Source organism: Acinetobacter sp. YH12138, from assembly GCF_015218525.1.
Taxonomy (GTDB): Bacteria; Pseudomonadota; Gammaproteobacteria; order Pseudomonadales; family Moraxellaceae; genus Acinetobacter; species Acinetobacter amyesii.
Genome location: NZ_CP048670.1, coordinates 1,550,389 through 1,564,018 on the forward strand (window position 1 = coordinate 1,550,389; position 13,630 = coordinate 1,564,018).

General features: G+C 39.1%; 12 protein-coding genes. 1 reads left to right on the plus strand and 11 read right to left on the minus strand.

Annotated features, from left to right (window positions below; all coding sequences use genetic code 11):
• Window positions 1–164: 164 nt before the first annotated feature.
• Window positions 165–1,355, plus strand: a complete 1,191-nt coding sequence (locus G0029_RS07585) for a PilT/PilU family type 4a pilus ATPase (protein WP_180109876.1) — start codon at window positions 165–167, stop codon at window positions 1,353–1,355.
• A gap of 97 nt (window positions 1,356–1,452) precedes the next feature.
• Here the strand turns inward: G0029_RS07585 and gcvH are convergent, their stop codons facing one another.
• From gcvH to G0029_RS07640, 11 genes are all read right to left on the minus strand, one after another.
• Complete coding sequence (gene gcvH / locus G0029_RS07590; RefSeq protein ID WP_180107108.1) at window positions 1,453–1,827, minus strand: glycine cleavage system protein GcvH; 375 nt, start codon at window positions 1,825–1,827, stop codon at window positions 1,453–1,455.
• A gap of 72 nt (window positions 1,828–1,899) precedes the next feature.
• The gene (locus G0029_RS07595) at window positions 1,900–2,928 is read right to left on the minus strand and encodes an AraC family transcriptional regulator (protein WP_180011731.1); all 1,029 of its coding nucleotides are present in this window, start codon (window positions 2,926–2,928) and stop codon (window positions 1,900–1,902) included.
• A 148-nt stretch (window positions 2,929–3,076) separates the two neighbouring features.
• Entirely contained in the window at window positions 3,077–3,526 is a 450-nt protein-coding gene (locus tag G0029_RS07600) for a MaoC family dehydratase (RefSeq protein ID WP_180109877.1), read from the minus strand.
• Entirely contained in the window at window positions 3,504–5,378 is a 1,875-nt protein-coding gene (locus tag G0029_RS07605) for an ABC transporter ATP-binding protein (protein ID WP_180109878.1), read from the minus strand. The genes G0029_RS07600 and G0029_RS07605 overlap by 23 nt, the downstream gene beginning before the upstream one ends.
• A gap of 95 nt (window positions 5,379–5,473) precedes the next feature.
• Window positions 5,474–6,757, minus strand: a complete 1,284-nt coding sequence (locus tag G0029_RS07610; protein WP_227591890.1) for a GGDEF domain-containing protein — start codon at window positions 6,755–6,757, stop codon at window positions 5,474–5,476.
• A gap of 314 nt (window positions 6,758–7,071) precedes the next feature.
• Window positions 7,072–8,322 carry a mechanosensitive ion channel family protein gene (locus G0029_RS07615; protein ID WP_180107103.1) on the minus strand — a complete coding sequence of 417 codons (1,251 nt, stop codon included), beginning with the start codon at window positions 8,320–8,322 and terminating at the stop codon, window positions 7,072–7,074.
• Between the two features lie 246 nt (window positions 8,323–8,568).
• On the minus strand, window positions 8,569–9,105 hold the full coding sequence (locus tag G0029_RS07620) for a DUF2058 domain-containing protein (protein WP_168377529.1): 537 nt from the start codon (window positions 9,103–9,105) through the stop codon (window positions 8,569–8,571).
• A 12-nt stretch (window positions 9,106–9,117) separates the two neighbouring features.
• Entirely contained in the window at window positions 9,118–9,792 is a 675-nt protein-coding gene (locus G0029_RS07625) for a YoaK family protein (RefSeq protein WP_180107101.1), read from the minus strand.
• A gap of 34 nt (window positions 9,793–9,826) precedes the next feature.
• The gene (sstT, locus tag G0029_RS07630) at window positions 9,827–11,020 is read right to left on the minus strand and encodes a serine/threonine transporter SstT (protein ID WP_078193803.1); all 1,194 of its coding nucleotides are present in this window, start codon (window positions 11,018–11,020) and stop codon (window positions 9,827–9,829) included.
• A 204-nt stretch (window positions 11,021–11,224) separates the two neighbouring features.
• The gene (locus G0029_RS07635) at window positions 11,225–12,961 is read right to left on the minus strand and encodes a SulP family inorganic anion transporter (protein ID WP_180107099.1); all 1,737 of its coding nucleotides are present in this window, start codon (window positions 12,959–12,961) and stop codon (window positions 11,225–11,227) included.
• A 300-nt stretch (window positions 12,962–13,261) separates the two neighbouring features.
• Complete coding sequence (locus tag G0029_RS07640) at window positions 13,262–13,579, minus strand: ArsR/SmtB family transcription factor (RefSeq protein ID WP_180078856.1); 318 nt, start codon at window positions 13,577–13,579, stop codon at window positions 13,262–13,264.
• Window positions 13,580–13,630: the final 51 nt, after the last annotated feature.

Here is a 13,630-nt window from a genome sequence, read left to right on the forward strand (position 1 = left end):
AAAATTGAAATATGGCCTATATTTTAAAATATATACTGATAATTCAGTATTTTATGTTTGAGTGAATCAAATTTTTTATGCACAATAATGTCTAAGCCCAATACAGCGCCTGAAATAATGACAATCTGTGCTTGGGTGTTTGAAATTTTATATTGGGGAAGTTGATGTACACTGCTGAATTGCTGGAAGAAGCACGCCGTTTTATGTTCCACATGTTAACAAAAGTAGTTGAATATGGTGGTTCTGATTTATTTATTACGGCAGATTTTCCACCAAGTATTAAACATCAAGGCATGATGAAACCCTTTGGGCAGCAAGAGCTTGATGCTGAGAAAACAAAGCTTTTCGCCTATAGTTTGATGAATGAGAAGCAGCGCAAAGAATTTGAGAAAGAATTAGAATGTAACTTTGCGATTAGTGTGCCAAACGTTTCGCGTTTTCGTGTCAATGTATTTCAGCAACAGTTACATGTAGGTATGGTCATTCGTACCATTACCGCAGAAATTCCAAATTTTGAAAAGCTTAAATTACCGGCTTCGCTTAAGCACGTGATTATGGAAAAACGTGGTTTGGTTTTAGTGGTTGGTGGTACAGGTTCGGGTAAATCAACCTCTTTAGCGGCGCTGATTGATTATCGAAATGAAAACAGCGCAGGGCATATCATCACTGTTGAAGACCCAGTGGAATATGTGCATAAGCATAAAAAATCCATGATTACACATCGTGAAGTCGGTGTAGACAGTCATTCGTGGCATAACGCCTTAAAAAACACTCTAAGACAAGCGCCAGATGTGATTTTAATCGGTGAAATTCGTGACACCGAGACTATGGAACATGCAATCGCCTTTGCTGAAACAGGGCATTTATGTTTAGGTACGCTACATTCAAATAACGCCAATCAAACCCTAGATTGGATCATTAACTTCTTCCCAGAGGAACGAAGAAATCAATTGCTTATGGATTTATCGAGCAATATGAAAGCGATTGTTTCGCAGCGATTAATCCGGACTAAAGATGGTAAAGGACGCCGTGCAGCCGTTGAAATCATGTTAAACACGCCACTTATTTCAGATTTGATTTTGAAAGGTGAGTTTCATGAATTAAAAGCGATCATGGCAAAATCTCGTGAACTTGGGATGCAAACTTTCGACCAAGCTTTATTTGATTTATATAATGACGGTTCAATTTCTTATGAAGAAGCCTTAAGAAATGCCGATTCAACCAATGAATTACGTTTGCAAATTAAACTGAAAAGTTCACGCGCAAATGGTACTTCAACGGCTGCACAATCATTTAGTATGGTTGAAGAAAAGAAAGAAGAACCTGAAAGTACCGAAGCATCGGAAGAAATATAAGCTGAAAATTCATGCTTACAGCGAAGGTGGCAATTCAGCCATCATATTGAAATAAAAAAATCAGCCTGAGGGCTGATTTTTTAGATATTAGAAAAATTTACAGGCCAGCTTCATATTGTTCGCTGGTCAATAAAGCATCTACATCAGCCATATTGTCTGGTTTAATTTTATAAATCCAACCTTTGCTATAAGGCGCATCGTTTACAAAATCAGGATCATCTTCAAGATCTGGGTTGACTTCAATGACTACACCAGAAACCGGTGCATGAATATCAGAAGCGGTTTTTACCGACTCAACCACACCCGCTTGTTCGCCCGCAGTGATATGTTGACCCACATCTGGTGCTTCAACATAAACTAAATCACCCAATGCGTCTTGTGCATGATCAGAAATGCCTGTAACAACAAGGTCACCTTCAATTCGCACCCATTCATGTGTACTTGCGTACTTTAAATCTGAAGGATGATTCATTGATAACTCCTTAAATCCATTAAATTCATTTTTGGCATGAGTTATACATGCTTTTTAGGTAAAACAAAAGACTTATAAGTACGGATCTTTACGCCAATTGCTTGGGCTACGACCACTCCAACGCTTAAAAGCACGGCTAAAATTGGCGACATCGCTATAGCCCAATTCATCAGCAATTTGCTCTAAGGTAAAATCAGTTCGTGACAGGAGCGAAGTAGCATGACGGTAGCGAACTTCGTCGACCAATGTTGAAAATGAAGTCCCTTCGGCAGCAAGTTGGCGTTTAAGGGTTCGATCGGACATGTGTAGCCGTTCAGCAACACTTTCGATACTTAAATAGTGCTGTTCGGAGTTGGTTAAAATATCACGAACGCGCATGGCAATACGGTGACGTTCGCCCAAAGCTGAGAGTTCAGCTTCACATTGGTTAATCGCGATTTGACTGGCAATTGGGTCTGCATGGACCAATTTATTGGTTAAATATTGCTTATCAAAACTAAGTAAGAGATGTGGCTGATCAAATCTAAATTGGTGGCGTGGATATTTTGCAATAAACCGCTCAAAACCTTCAGGTTGAGGAAAATCAAAATCAATTTCACCAGCAGAATAATCCACACCGGTAATTGCTTTGCCCATGCTGATCATGCCAAAAATTAAGGCAATTGAAATCTCAGTACGTAAAGGCTCAATCGTAACGTCTGTTTGTAGTTGAACAGTCGCTTTGGTTCCAAAAGTTGAGAAAAAAAGCTGTAAAAAGGGCATGCGTAGCTGAATAAAACGGTTTGCCAAGACTAAGGCATCGGTTATGTCCTTCGCCGTCATGATGGCATAGCCAATAAAACCATGAATAGAGATGCGCATTTGGTTGCCCAAATGAAAACCTAAAGTGGGCTCACCGGTTAATCGTAATGCGTGCTCTACCAATTGATTGGCGATGGGTGTTGGAATACGGAAATCTGGTTCAGCCAATTGTTCGCTGTTTAATTCGAAGGGACTAAATAATGTTTCTGCAGTGTAGCCCCATCGAGAGACCACATCTAAAAGGAGCAATCCATATACTCCGGGAATACCCTGATCCTGACGGGAATTAATTGTTTTCATAGCGTTCCGTTGCAATGCGGGTTTTTCTTCTGTTCAAGCTTATATTGGCATGATTCTGTGTTGTATCCCACAAAAATTGTTGGACAAACTGACTAGGCTCAATTATTTATAGCGGCCTACCTAGCGTTGTAAAGTAGGCCGTTAAGGATTAATTCGGTTTAAAATCTTTGGAAAAGACCACAATTTTGGTCGTAGACATATACAGAATGTCATTGTGCTGATTGAGCGCTTGCGTAACATAGGTCACAATGCCGCGGTCTGTCTTACTTTTCGATGGCGTAATTGCAGATATTTCAACTTCTACACGAATTTTATCCCCCGGACGTGTTGGGCGCGGCCAACGCAGACTTGACTCTGAGCCAATTAAGCCATAAGCCACAGGGAAACATTCAGTCCATAAGCGCATTGTTACAGCAGCAGTATGCCAACCACTTGCCGCTAGCCCTTGAAAGATCGGGTGTTGTTGGGCTTTGACTTCATCTGTATGAAATTCCTGAGGATCATAAGCGATGGCAAATTTTTTTATTTCTTCAACAGTCATTTCATATTCACGACTGCTAAAGTGATCACCAACTTTAAGGTCTTCCAGATACAGCATTTTCATCTTCCTTTGATTCTACTTTATGTTGTTCTATTAAAAATCCACCGGTTTGACGCTGCCACAAGTGTGCATAAATACCATTCAAAGCGACAAGCTCTTCATGGGTGCCTTGCTCAGCAATACGTCCTTGATCCAAGACAATCAATCGATCCATTTGCGCAATGGTTGAAAGTCGATGCGCAATGGCAATCACAGTTTTGCCTTGCATCAAATCATCTAAACTCGATTGAATCGCAGCTTCGACTTCTGAATCGAGCGCACTTGTGGCTTCATCTAAAATTAAAATCGGTGCGTCTTTTAAAAATACTCGAGCAATCGCAATACGTTGACGCTGACCGCCAGATAATTTAACACCACGTTCACCGACAAATGCTTCATAGCCACGTTGACCACGTAAATCGATCAATTGAGGAATGAATTCATCAGCTTTCGCTTTGCGTACTGCATCATACATTTCTTCATCAGTCGCATTCGGACGGCCATATTTAATATTTTCTTCAACCGTGCGATGCAATAACGAGGTGTCTTGGGTCACCAAAGCAATATTTTTTCTCAAGCTATCTTGGGTAATATCTTCTATATTTTGTCCATCAATCGAAATACGACCATGGTTGATATCGTAAAAGTGGAGTAAAAGTTGAATTAATGTCGATTTTCCGGCACCCGAACGTCCGACAATACCGATTTTTTCGCCTGGTCGAATAGTTAAATTAAATTGATCGATGACATTTTTATCATTATAAGCAAAACTGACGTCCTCAAATTTAATTTCGCCTTGCGGTACTTTTAAGTCGGTTGCATCAGCTTTGTCTTGAATATGAATCGGACGGCCCATGGTTTTCATCCCATCTTGAATGGTCCCGACATTTTCAAATAGGGCAGACGTTTGCCACATCATAAACTCGGAAATACTACTGAGTTTTAAAATCATGGCGGTCGCTGCTGCAATGACCCCAAGCTCAGCTTGACCATCCATCCAGAGCCAAACGGCTGTTCCAAGTACGCCACCATATAAAACAATGATCAGCAAATTCGTCGCGATGTTGTATTTTGCAGCAAGTCGCATTTGCTTATACACCGTCACCATAAATTCTTTCATTGAGGCTTTGGCATATTGGCTTTCACGGCCTGCATGGGCAAACAATTTCACCGTTTGAATATTGGTGTAGGCATCGGTGACACGACCAGTCATTACTGCGCGTGCATTGGCTTGTTCATTTGAAATTTTGCTTAATTTTGGGATGAAATAGCATGCAGAACCAATAAATAAAGCCAGCCAAAGTAATAACGGAATAATTAACAGTGGCGATATAGCACCTAAAATCACGGTGATAGAAATCAGGTAAATGAAGACATAGGCCAACATGTCACCAAGAATAATCCAAAACTCACGTACAGCCAGTGAAGTTTGCATGACTTTGGCAGATAAACGACCTGCAAAGTCGTTATGGAAGAAATCTAAACTTTGTTTCAGTAATAAGTTATGAAATCTCCAACGTAGGCGCATTGGAAAGGTGCTATATAGAATCTGATGTTTAATAATGGTTTGAAGGCAAGAAAAGAAGATATTTGCCAATAAAATAAAGCTCAAAATGGTCAGATTGGTCTGGTGCTGCTGTAAAAAGGTTTCAGGTTGAGACTTACTGATCCAATTGACTAAATCGCCAATTTTGGAATAAAGCAATGCTTCAAAACTCGCTACACCAGCTGTACAGAGTACCAATAACAATAGGTATTTTTTTACGCCAGTCGCAGCTTGCCATACAAAGGGGAAAAATTTTGTCGGCAATGGTTTATTCAAGTCCTGTTCAGGATAAGCGTCAACTAAATTTTCAAACCATTTAAGCATGCAGATAACCTGAGAATTTTGCTGTAATTAATCTTTCTTTCTTCAGCTCTGAGTGTAATGGATTCGCTGGTTTTTCTCCATTTTGATTTGTTTATTTACTTAAAAGCTTGGCTGCAAAAGTTCATAGAATTAAAATGTACAACCCTATTACGACCTTGGCGTTTTGCTTCATATAGAGCAATATCGGCTTGTTTAATTAACTGATCAAGTTTGGCGTGGTTAGGGTCAATTTTGGAAACACCAATGGAGATCGAAAATTTCACCAATTGACCATCTATATAAAACTGGTATTGTTCCATTTTATGTCTTAACCGTTCAGCAATTTTTAATGCATCTTCTGGGACGGTATAAGGCAAAAGTACAATAAATTCTTCACCCCCGAAACGCGCCAATATATCGTAAAAACGCATTTCTTTCCGTGCAATTTCAGCAATTTGGCATAACACTTGATCGCCGACATCATGTCCGTATTGATCATTAATCGTTTTAAAATGATCGACATCAAAAATCAACAGACTGGTACAGACCGTCATCGGGGTTTCTTGGATTTTTTTATTTGCAGCATGTACAAATTGGCGACGATTGCTTAACTGGGTCAATTCATCCGTATGGGCAATTTTGCGCAGGGTATGAAAGTTCCAGTCATCTAGCAGCGCTCTTAGAAACGTTTTACGAGAGTTGAGCGTAGAGTTCCAGCAGATATACATACTGAACAGCAGCACAGGAACGTACACCAATAAAAATATTGTAAAATCACCAAAATCATTAATGCGCCATGCGCCAAAAAGGATCGCTGCCGTGATCATGGCTGAGGTGATGATCGAAGGGCGAAAATGCACATGAATACTTAAATTACCCAATACGATCAAAATAATGGCGGCATATTGATAGCTATGAACCAGTTCATTTTTCGACTGAAGTAATATTTCAAACCAGAGTATCGCTGAAAGGCAAGTGGCGAGTGGCAAAATCAAATCGAGCAATTTAATCTGTTTGATATATTTAAACAGAACATAGTTCAGGCTAAATGCACCAATAATGGCAATGATACGTATCACTCCTGAAAGCATTTCTACGTCTGGCAGCACATAGCGATCTGCCCAAAAATAGATTAAAAATGCCAATTGAGCGAAATAGTTGACCTGTTTTAAATAGTCTTTCTGGTTATAGTACAAAAATTTGTAATAAGCATTTTTAAACTGTGCCGGAATACGTGCAATCGGGTCGGATAAAGCACGCTCAATACGGACACGATTCTCTAGGTCACATGCTTCTGCCTGTATGAGCGTATGTTTGGCAGAAGTGCGATTCATCGATTCTATGAGTAATTGTGATTCGTTTTTAACTGATTTCCGAGAAGGTTGATTGGGGCCTTCCATGATCAAGTTCCTATTTTAGAAGCGTTTTTATGCAACTGTTAACAAATAGTATCTAAAAATGTCTACATTTGTATAGTATTTGTTCTGATTTTTTAATTATATTTAGTTGTTTCGGATGAATTATATTTTTAAGGAATCGAGCGATTAGCGCATTTATCTGATTCGCTTTTATTCCTTATATCGCATGATCTAAAGTAATTGCGGAAGTAGAGGGGGGTAACCGATAGCCCCATGTATATTCAAAAGCCATTGTGACTTTTTAAATTTGCAGAATTTCTTCTTTGAATATACATGGGGAGAGGAAAGTTTAGCTCTTAGCTTTTATCGGCATTTGGTTGAACGAGGGCTTTAAAATCGGCACTAGAAGGGGCTTGATAGATTTTAAGTCCAAACTCGGGTGTGATTGCAATCAGATGGTCAAAGATATCAGATTGAATCGCTTCATAATCTTTCCATGCAATTGTTTTACTAAAAGCATAAATCTCTAAAGGTATGCCTTCACTCGTGGGTTGTAACTGACGCACCAAAATCGTTTGGTGTTGGGCAATGCCTGAATGCTGTTGCAAGTAGAATTCTACATAGGCACGAAAAGTCCCAAGATTGGTTAAACGGCGCTGATTATATTTCGATTGATTTGAAAGTTGCTGATTAAACTGAGCAAGCTCTTCATGCTTATGATCAAGATATTGATCTAGCAATAAAAATTCTTTGAGTTTGTTTTGCTCATCCTGTGTCATGAAATGAATAGAGCTTTGATCAATATAAAGCGAGCGTTTGATGCGGCGCACACCTGACTGTGCCATACCACGCCAGTTTTTAAAGGTGTCAGTCACCAGTTTATTGGTTGGAATCGTGGTAAAGGTCTTATCAAAGTTCTGCACGGTAATGGTATGTAATGACATATCAATGACATCGCCATCCGCATTGAGCGAAGGCATCTCAATCCAGTCACCAATTCGCACCATGTCATAAGAAGAAATTTGTACCGAAGCCACCAGTGACAAAATGGTGTTCTGAAAAACCAACATGAGCACGGCCGCCATAGCACCAAAGCCTGCGAGTAATGTAAATACATCTTTTTTCAAGAAAGTACCTAAAATCATCAGGCCACAGACCAAAAAAATAATCAATTTGACCAACTGCAAATAGCCTTTAATCGGTTTGTTTCTAGATTTTGGATTACGTTGGTAAATCAGATTAAAAATATTCAGTAATTCAGAAATTGCCAAAGCAATGGTCAAGAAGATAAAAGCCTGACAAGCCATCTGAACGATTGAAATAAATTTCACAGATAAATGTGGGACTGTGGTTATGCCATTTAAGATCACAATTGCTGGAACAATGTTAGCAAAGCGTTTAATCACACTATGTTCTGACAAAATTTGACTATGGCTAAAGGCCATTTTAGAAACGAGCTTACGAATTCCACGCACCACGATTTGCTTGGCGATAAAATTTGCAATGATGGCAAAAATAATAATGAGACTGAGCGATGTCAGCATTTCTAACCAAGGGTATTGATCTGACCAATCTTGAATATTTTTAATGAACTGAAATTTTTCCAAAATTATCCTACTCTTATTGAAGTAAATGAAAGGCTTAATGATCAAACTATTGTAATTATGATGATTATATAAGCAATTTTATACTCGTAAACTTTACGGAGTTACGACATGTATAGTCCATAATGTTACTTATTTTGTGCTAAAAATGATTTTTTGAAGGTATAACCTAATTGATGAACTAAAATAAATAAATGTTGAGCTAAAAAAAGCCCCCTAATTAGGAGCTTCATTAGCGATATGAAATGCTTACCACATTAAATCATCAGGAATTACATAAGCTGCATATGGATCTTCTTCATCCGTGGTTTGCTCATTCACTTCAGAATTATTCACAATAATAAAGCCTTCCATTTTCGCATTAATACGGTCGGCTAATTCTTTTGGTAAAAAAGCATAGTTGCTATTTTCCCGTGCAATAACAAGACTGCCAGCAACCAAGGCATTATAAATTTGCTGATTGATATAAAGCTTTTTGATCTTGGCATCATCAATAAATTGATAGGTCGATTCGCCATCGGTATCACGAATTTTATGCTGATTAATCATTTGCATAATGGCAGCTTTTAATTCTTTTTCTTGCAAAACTGCTTTACGATCTTGCTCTAAAGCATGATCTTTGGCCATTTTCTGCTGCTGATCTTGCTCAATTTTCGCCTTGATTTCAGCATCTTTACTTTCACCAGTACGTTTTTCATGTACGGCTTGTTTAGACAATTTTTTTGCCTTTTTATTATCGACCAGACCTGCTTTAAGCAGTTGCGCCTGTAATGCATTTTTAACCATAGTACGTTCCAACTAATCGTGTATATGTCGATAATGAAAATAGATGATCCAATATACCGCGCTCATGACTAAACTGAGTGCGGCAGGAATCAGGAATGCGTTTAATTTTAAATAAGGATAAAGCCAACTGGCAAGTATGCCACCAACGATAAATCCCGCCAAAATTAATAAATGTAAGACCACACGTTTAGACTCAACCGGAAGTCCACGGGCTTTATAACCCAAAGCCAAACCTAAGTCCGTCAAAACACCAGAAAGGTGTGTGGTACGAATAATGGTACCTTTATAGTGGCTAACCATTGCATTTTGTACACCCATAGCCACACATGCCCAAAGTAAAGCGTAACGTGGAAAATAGGGCAATAGTAGCCAACACAGGACAATAAAAAAAGCCACCAAGCTTAATGGGACGCCATAACGTCTGGTTAAGCTAAAGTGACTATTTCCAAGAATAAGCCCACTATAAAATGAGCCAATCACATAACAGAGCAAGACTAAAATCAAATAAATAATCGTAGTTGGCTGCCATGCAATGAAGGCCATGGCTAACATACTGACATTACCGGTCATGTGAGATACTGACTGGTGCAAGATGGTCACCAGTCCAAGTACATTAATCATTCCTGCATTCACTGCGAGGAAAAAAGCACCCAGTTGTATCCAAAGCGGTAAAGTCTGTAAAGGCATGGCCTCGCCTTAAAAAGTATCCAATATCAGGATATTATCTTAAACCACGGTCTACTGCAGCTGTAAATAATACGTCAGTCGAAGAGTTTAAAGCGGTTTCAGTTGAATCTTGAAGTACGCTAATAACCATACCAATGGCAACAACTTGCATCGCGATATCACTTGAAATACCAAACAGGCCACAAGCCACTGGAATAAGCAGCAATGAACCACCAGCAACACCTGAAGCACCACATGCAGAAACGGTAGCAACGACTGATAAAATCAACATTGTGCTGAAATCAACAGAAATGCCCAAAGTATGAACTGCTGCTAGTGTGAGAACTGTAATTGTGACCGATGCACCTGCCATATTGACAGTTGCACCTAAAGGAATCGCTACGCTTGCAGTTGACTCTGGTACACCAAGACGCTTTGCAAGGTCTAAGTTAACTGGAATGTTTGCAGCGGAACTACGTGTAAAGAATGCAGTGATACCACTTTCACGTAGACATTGGAAAACCAATGGGAACGGGTTTGAGCGAGTCATAAATGCCACCATTAGTGGGTTAATGACCAAAGCTACAAAGAACATGGTACCGAGTAATACCGCAAGTAAGTGCGCATAACTAACAAGCGTTTTTAGACCTGAGTCGGCAAATGTAACAGCAACCAAACCGAAGATACCAATAGGTGCAAAGTTAATCACTAAACGGATCACTTTATTCACTGCATCAGCAGCGTCAGATAAAAAGACTTTGGTGTTCTCTGATGCATGACGAAATGCAATACCTAAGGCAACAGCCCAAGCTAAGATCCCAATGAAATTTGCTTCAGAAATTGCTGTAACAGGGTTTGCGACAAAACTTAATAATAAGTTTTTCAATATTTCAGCAAGACTGCCTGGCGGCACAAGGTTTTCTGCAGCAACATCCAAAATTAATGTACTAGGGAATAAAAGGCTTGCTACTACTGAACTTAAAGCAGCAAGGAACATACCAATAGCGTACATCAATATAATTGGTTTAATATATGCATTACTGCTACCCACTTTGAAATTTGCAATGGATGACAGCACAAGTACAAAGACCAGTATCGGTGCTACGGATTTCAATGCCTTAATGAATAAATCACCAAGCAAACTTAAATAGGGTGCAACGCCTGGAGCAACAACAGCAACCAATACACCTAAAATAATGGCGATAATAATTCGGGTTACTAAACTCAAGCGTGTAAATGCTGAAAACATAGGAGAGCCTTGTCAGAATTACAATGACAAAATGATGAAAATTAGCCCTGTATTTTATACGAAAATGTCGCATGCTTAAAAAATAATTTAATTTAAAAATAAACCTTTGTTTTTTATAATATATTTTTGTGTATTAAAATGTAAACCCTTCAAAACTCACTGTTTATCAAATTCGAATTGATTAAACAGTGAGCTAATAGGCCTTTAAATTTGGTACTCAGAACTAGCTGTCGCAAGCTCTGTAACGGCTTGATAGTGGGTGAGAAAAATTTGACCACTTAAATGCGTGAGTAGTTTTGAGTGCTGCAATTTGTCCATGACAGGGCCTTTGACCTCGGAAAAATGCAGTCGAATATCTAATTTTGATAATTCAGCATTTAAATCTTCCAACATTTCTAAGGCACTGAGGTCAATTGAACTGACGCTTGAGCAGTTGATAACAACATGTTCTAGGTCAATATTTTCACTGACTTCATTGATCAAGAAACCTTTAAGCGTATTGGCATTTAAAAACGAGATATTTTCATCTATACGGAGCGAGAGTATATGTGGTGCGGTATAGACATGATGGCGCTGTACATTGCGGAAGTGCTGTGTGCCCTCAACCAAGCCGATCACCGCGATATGTGGACGACTGATGCGCCATAACAACAGAATAAAGGTAGAAATAATGCCAATAATGAGACCTGTAGAAATATCGATACACACCACACCGAAAAAGGTTACCCACATCGCTATACCATCAGCTTTTGAATAACGCCATGTATCCACAAAAGGTTTAAAGTCGACTAATTTCCAAATAGAAACAATAATTGTGGCTGCCAAGATCACTAAAGGTAAGTCTTGGAAAAAACCAGTGAAGTAGAGACTGACAACGATAATCAGCAATGACGACAACACGCCAGCCATCGGTGTTTTTGCACCTGCATCTGCATTAACCACTGTACGAGATAAGCTACCCGTCACAGGAAAGGCAGAGCTAACCCCAGCGCTTAGATTGGCTAAACCTAGAGCGACCAACTCTTGGTTACTGTTGAGTTGGCTGCGTTGTTGTAAGGCAGTAGCTTGGGCAATAGACAGTGACTCAACAAAACTGATCATGGCAATCATTGTTGCACCGGGCAGTAAGGTTTGTACCAGTTCCCAGTTCCAATGTGGAAAGGTTAAGGGTGGAAAACCTGAAGGAATTTCACCGACGGTTTTAATGCCGACATTTTGCAGGTCAAATAACATCACTGATGCAATTGAGATCACCACTAGTATCAATGGAAGTGCTTTACTTAGAAAGGCAGTAGAGCCGAATCTAGATTGGATCGATTGAGTGGCCAATATTTTCGGCACATAGATTAAAAACAGTATGGCCAGCACACCAAAGATGAGTGAAGCAAAGTGAGTCAAACTCAGGTATTCCCACAGACTTAAAACAAACTCAGGGATGTTGTTGGCTTTTAGCGGGACATCGACGAGAAACTTAAACTGACCGAGCGCAATGAGCAGAGCCGAGGCAATAATGAAGCTTTTAATGACAGGATGACTGATCAGCTGAATTAAAAAACCAAAACGTAGTACACCTAGCATCAGAGAAATCAGGCCGACCATTAAGGCCAAAAGTGTCGCTGCTTCAATATAAACAGGCGAACCAACTTCAAATAGCGGATTGAGCGTGGCGAAAGTCATCATCGAAATGATTGCCACAGGGCCTATCGATAAGGTTGAACTTCCACCAATGAGGGCGTAGACAATCATCGGTAAAATACTGGCATATAAACCCATGATTGGAGGTAAACCTGCAAGCATGGAATACGCCATACCTTGAGGAACCAACATGGCAATCACGATCAGCGAAGCAAGTACATCAGATTTAAATTTCACAGTGCTGTAGTGCTGTAACCACTGCCAAGCTGGAAATTTCTGTAAGAAATGAGGTTTTAAATCTGACATAAACTTATCTAAATCACAATTTCATATATATTATGCATAAAAAATGCTAAGAAGTCTTGTGCAATAAATTTGACCGTACAATATTGCAGTACATTTGTGGGATATATAAGAAACCATCATTCTAAATGAATTAATGAAAAGTATGAGCTGATTTAAAGCTTTGGATATTCGAAATAGATATAGATATTTTGAAGAAGTATTGCGGTAAATTAAGGTATTGAATTGCTGTCCATTGCGATAATTCATCTGTAGTAGTGCAAGAACAGCATGTCTGGCTTGAAATTTTAAAATAACTGAATGTTATTTATAAGATTGGTTGCAATACAATTGGTAAAGAGTATTGAGAACTTGAACTAAATTTGCATCTTTAATTGAATAATAAATTTGCTTACCATCACGACGCGTAGTCACAACATCACTTTTACGTAACATCATCAGTTGTTGTGAGAGGGTTGGCTGTTTAATATCAGTGATTTCTTCAATCTGAGACACATTCAATTCTTGCTGTGCTAGATGACATAAAATTAGTAGACGATCCGTATTTGCCAGCGACTTTAAAACGCCCACGACTAATTCGGCAGAATCACGCATAGTAGTGATTTCCAGATCGATATTCATTGGATATGTCCATACGATTAACAACAGCTCAAGTATACGGATATCACGGCT

Excerpts from the sequence above, each read along its gene's own strand:
- sstT (WP_078193803.1), bottom strand. The coding sequence starts at position 11,020 with ATGTTTTCAGCATTTACACGCTTGAGTTTAGTAACCCGAATTATTATC.
- G0029_RS07585 (WP_180109876.1), top strand. The coding sequence starts at position 165 with ATGTACACTGCTGAATTGCTGGAAGAAGCACGCCGTTTTATGTTCCAC.
- G0029_RS07620 (WP_168377529.1), bottom strand. The coding sequence starts at position 9,105 with ATGGTTAAAAATGCATTACAGGCGCAACTGCTTAAAGCAGGTCTGGTC.
- G0029_RS07635 (WP_180107099.1), bottom strand. The coding sequence starts at position 12,961 with ATGTCAGATTTAAAACCTCATTTCTTACAGAAATTTCCAGCTTGGCAG.
- G0029_RS07640 (WP_180078856.1), bottom strand. The coding sequence starts at position 13,579 with ATGAATATCGATCTGGAAATCACTACTATGCGTGATTCTGCCGAATTA.
- G0029_RS07600 (WP_180109877.1), bottom strand. The coding sequence starts at position 3,526 with ATGCTGTATCTGGAAGACCTTAAAGTTGGTGATCACTTTAGCAGTCGT.
- G0029_RS07610 (WP_227591890.1), bottom strand. The coding sequence starts at position 6,757 with ATGGAAGGCCCCAATCAACCTTCTCGGAAATCAGTTAAAAACGAATCA.
- gcvH (WP_180107108.1), bottom strand. The coding sequence starts at position 1,827 with ATGAATCATCCTTCAGATTTAAAGTACGCAAGTACACATGAATGGGTG.
- G0029_RS07625 (WP_180107101.1), bottom strand. The coding sequence starts at position 9,792 with ATGCCTTTACAGACTTTACCGCTTTGGATACAACTGGGTGCTTTTTTC.
- G0029_RS07595 (WP_180011731.1), bottom strand. The coding sequence starts at position 2,928 with ATGAAAACAATTAATTCCCGTCAGGATCAGGGTATTCCCGGAGTATAT.
- G0029_RS07605 (WP_180109878.1), bottom strand. The coding sequence starts at position 5,378 with ATGCTTAAATGGTTTGAAAATTTAGTTGACGCTTATCCTGAACAGGAC.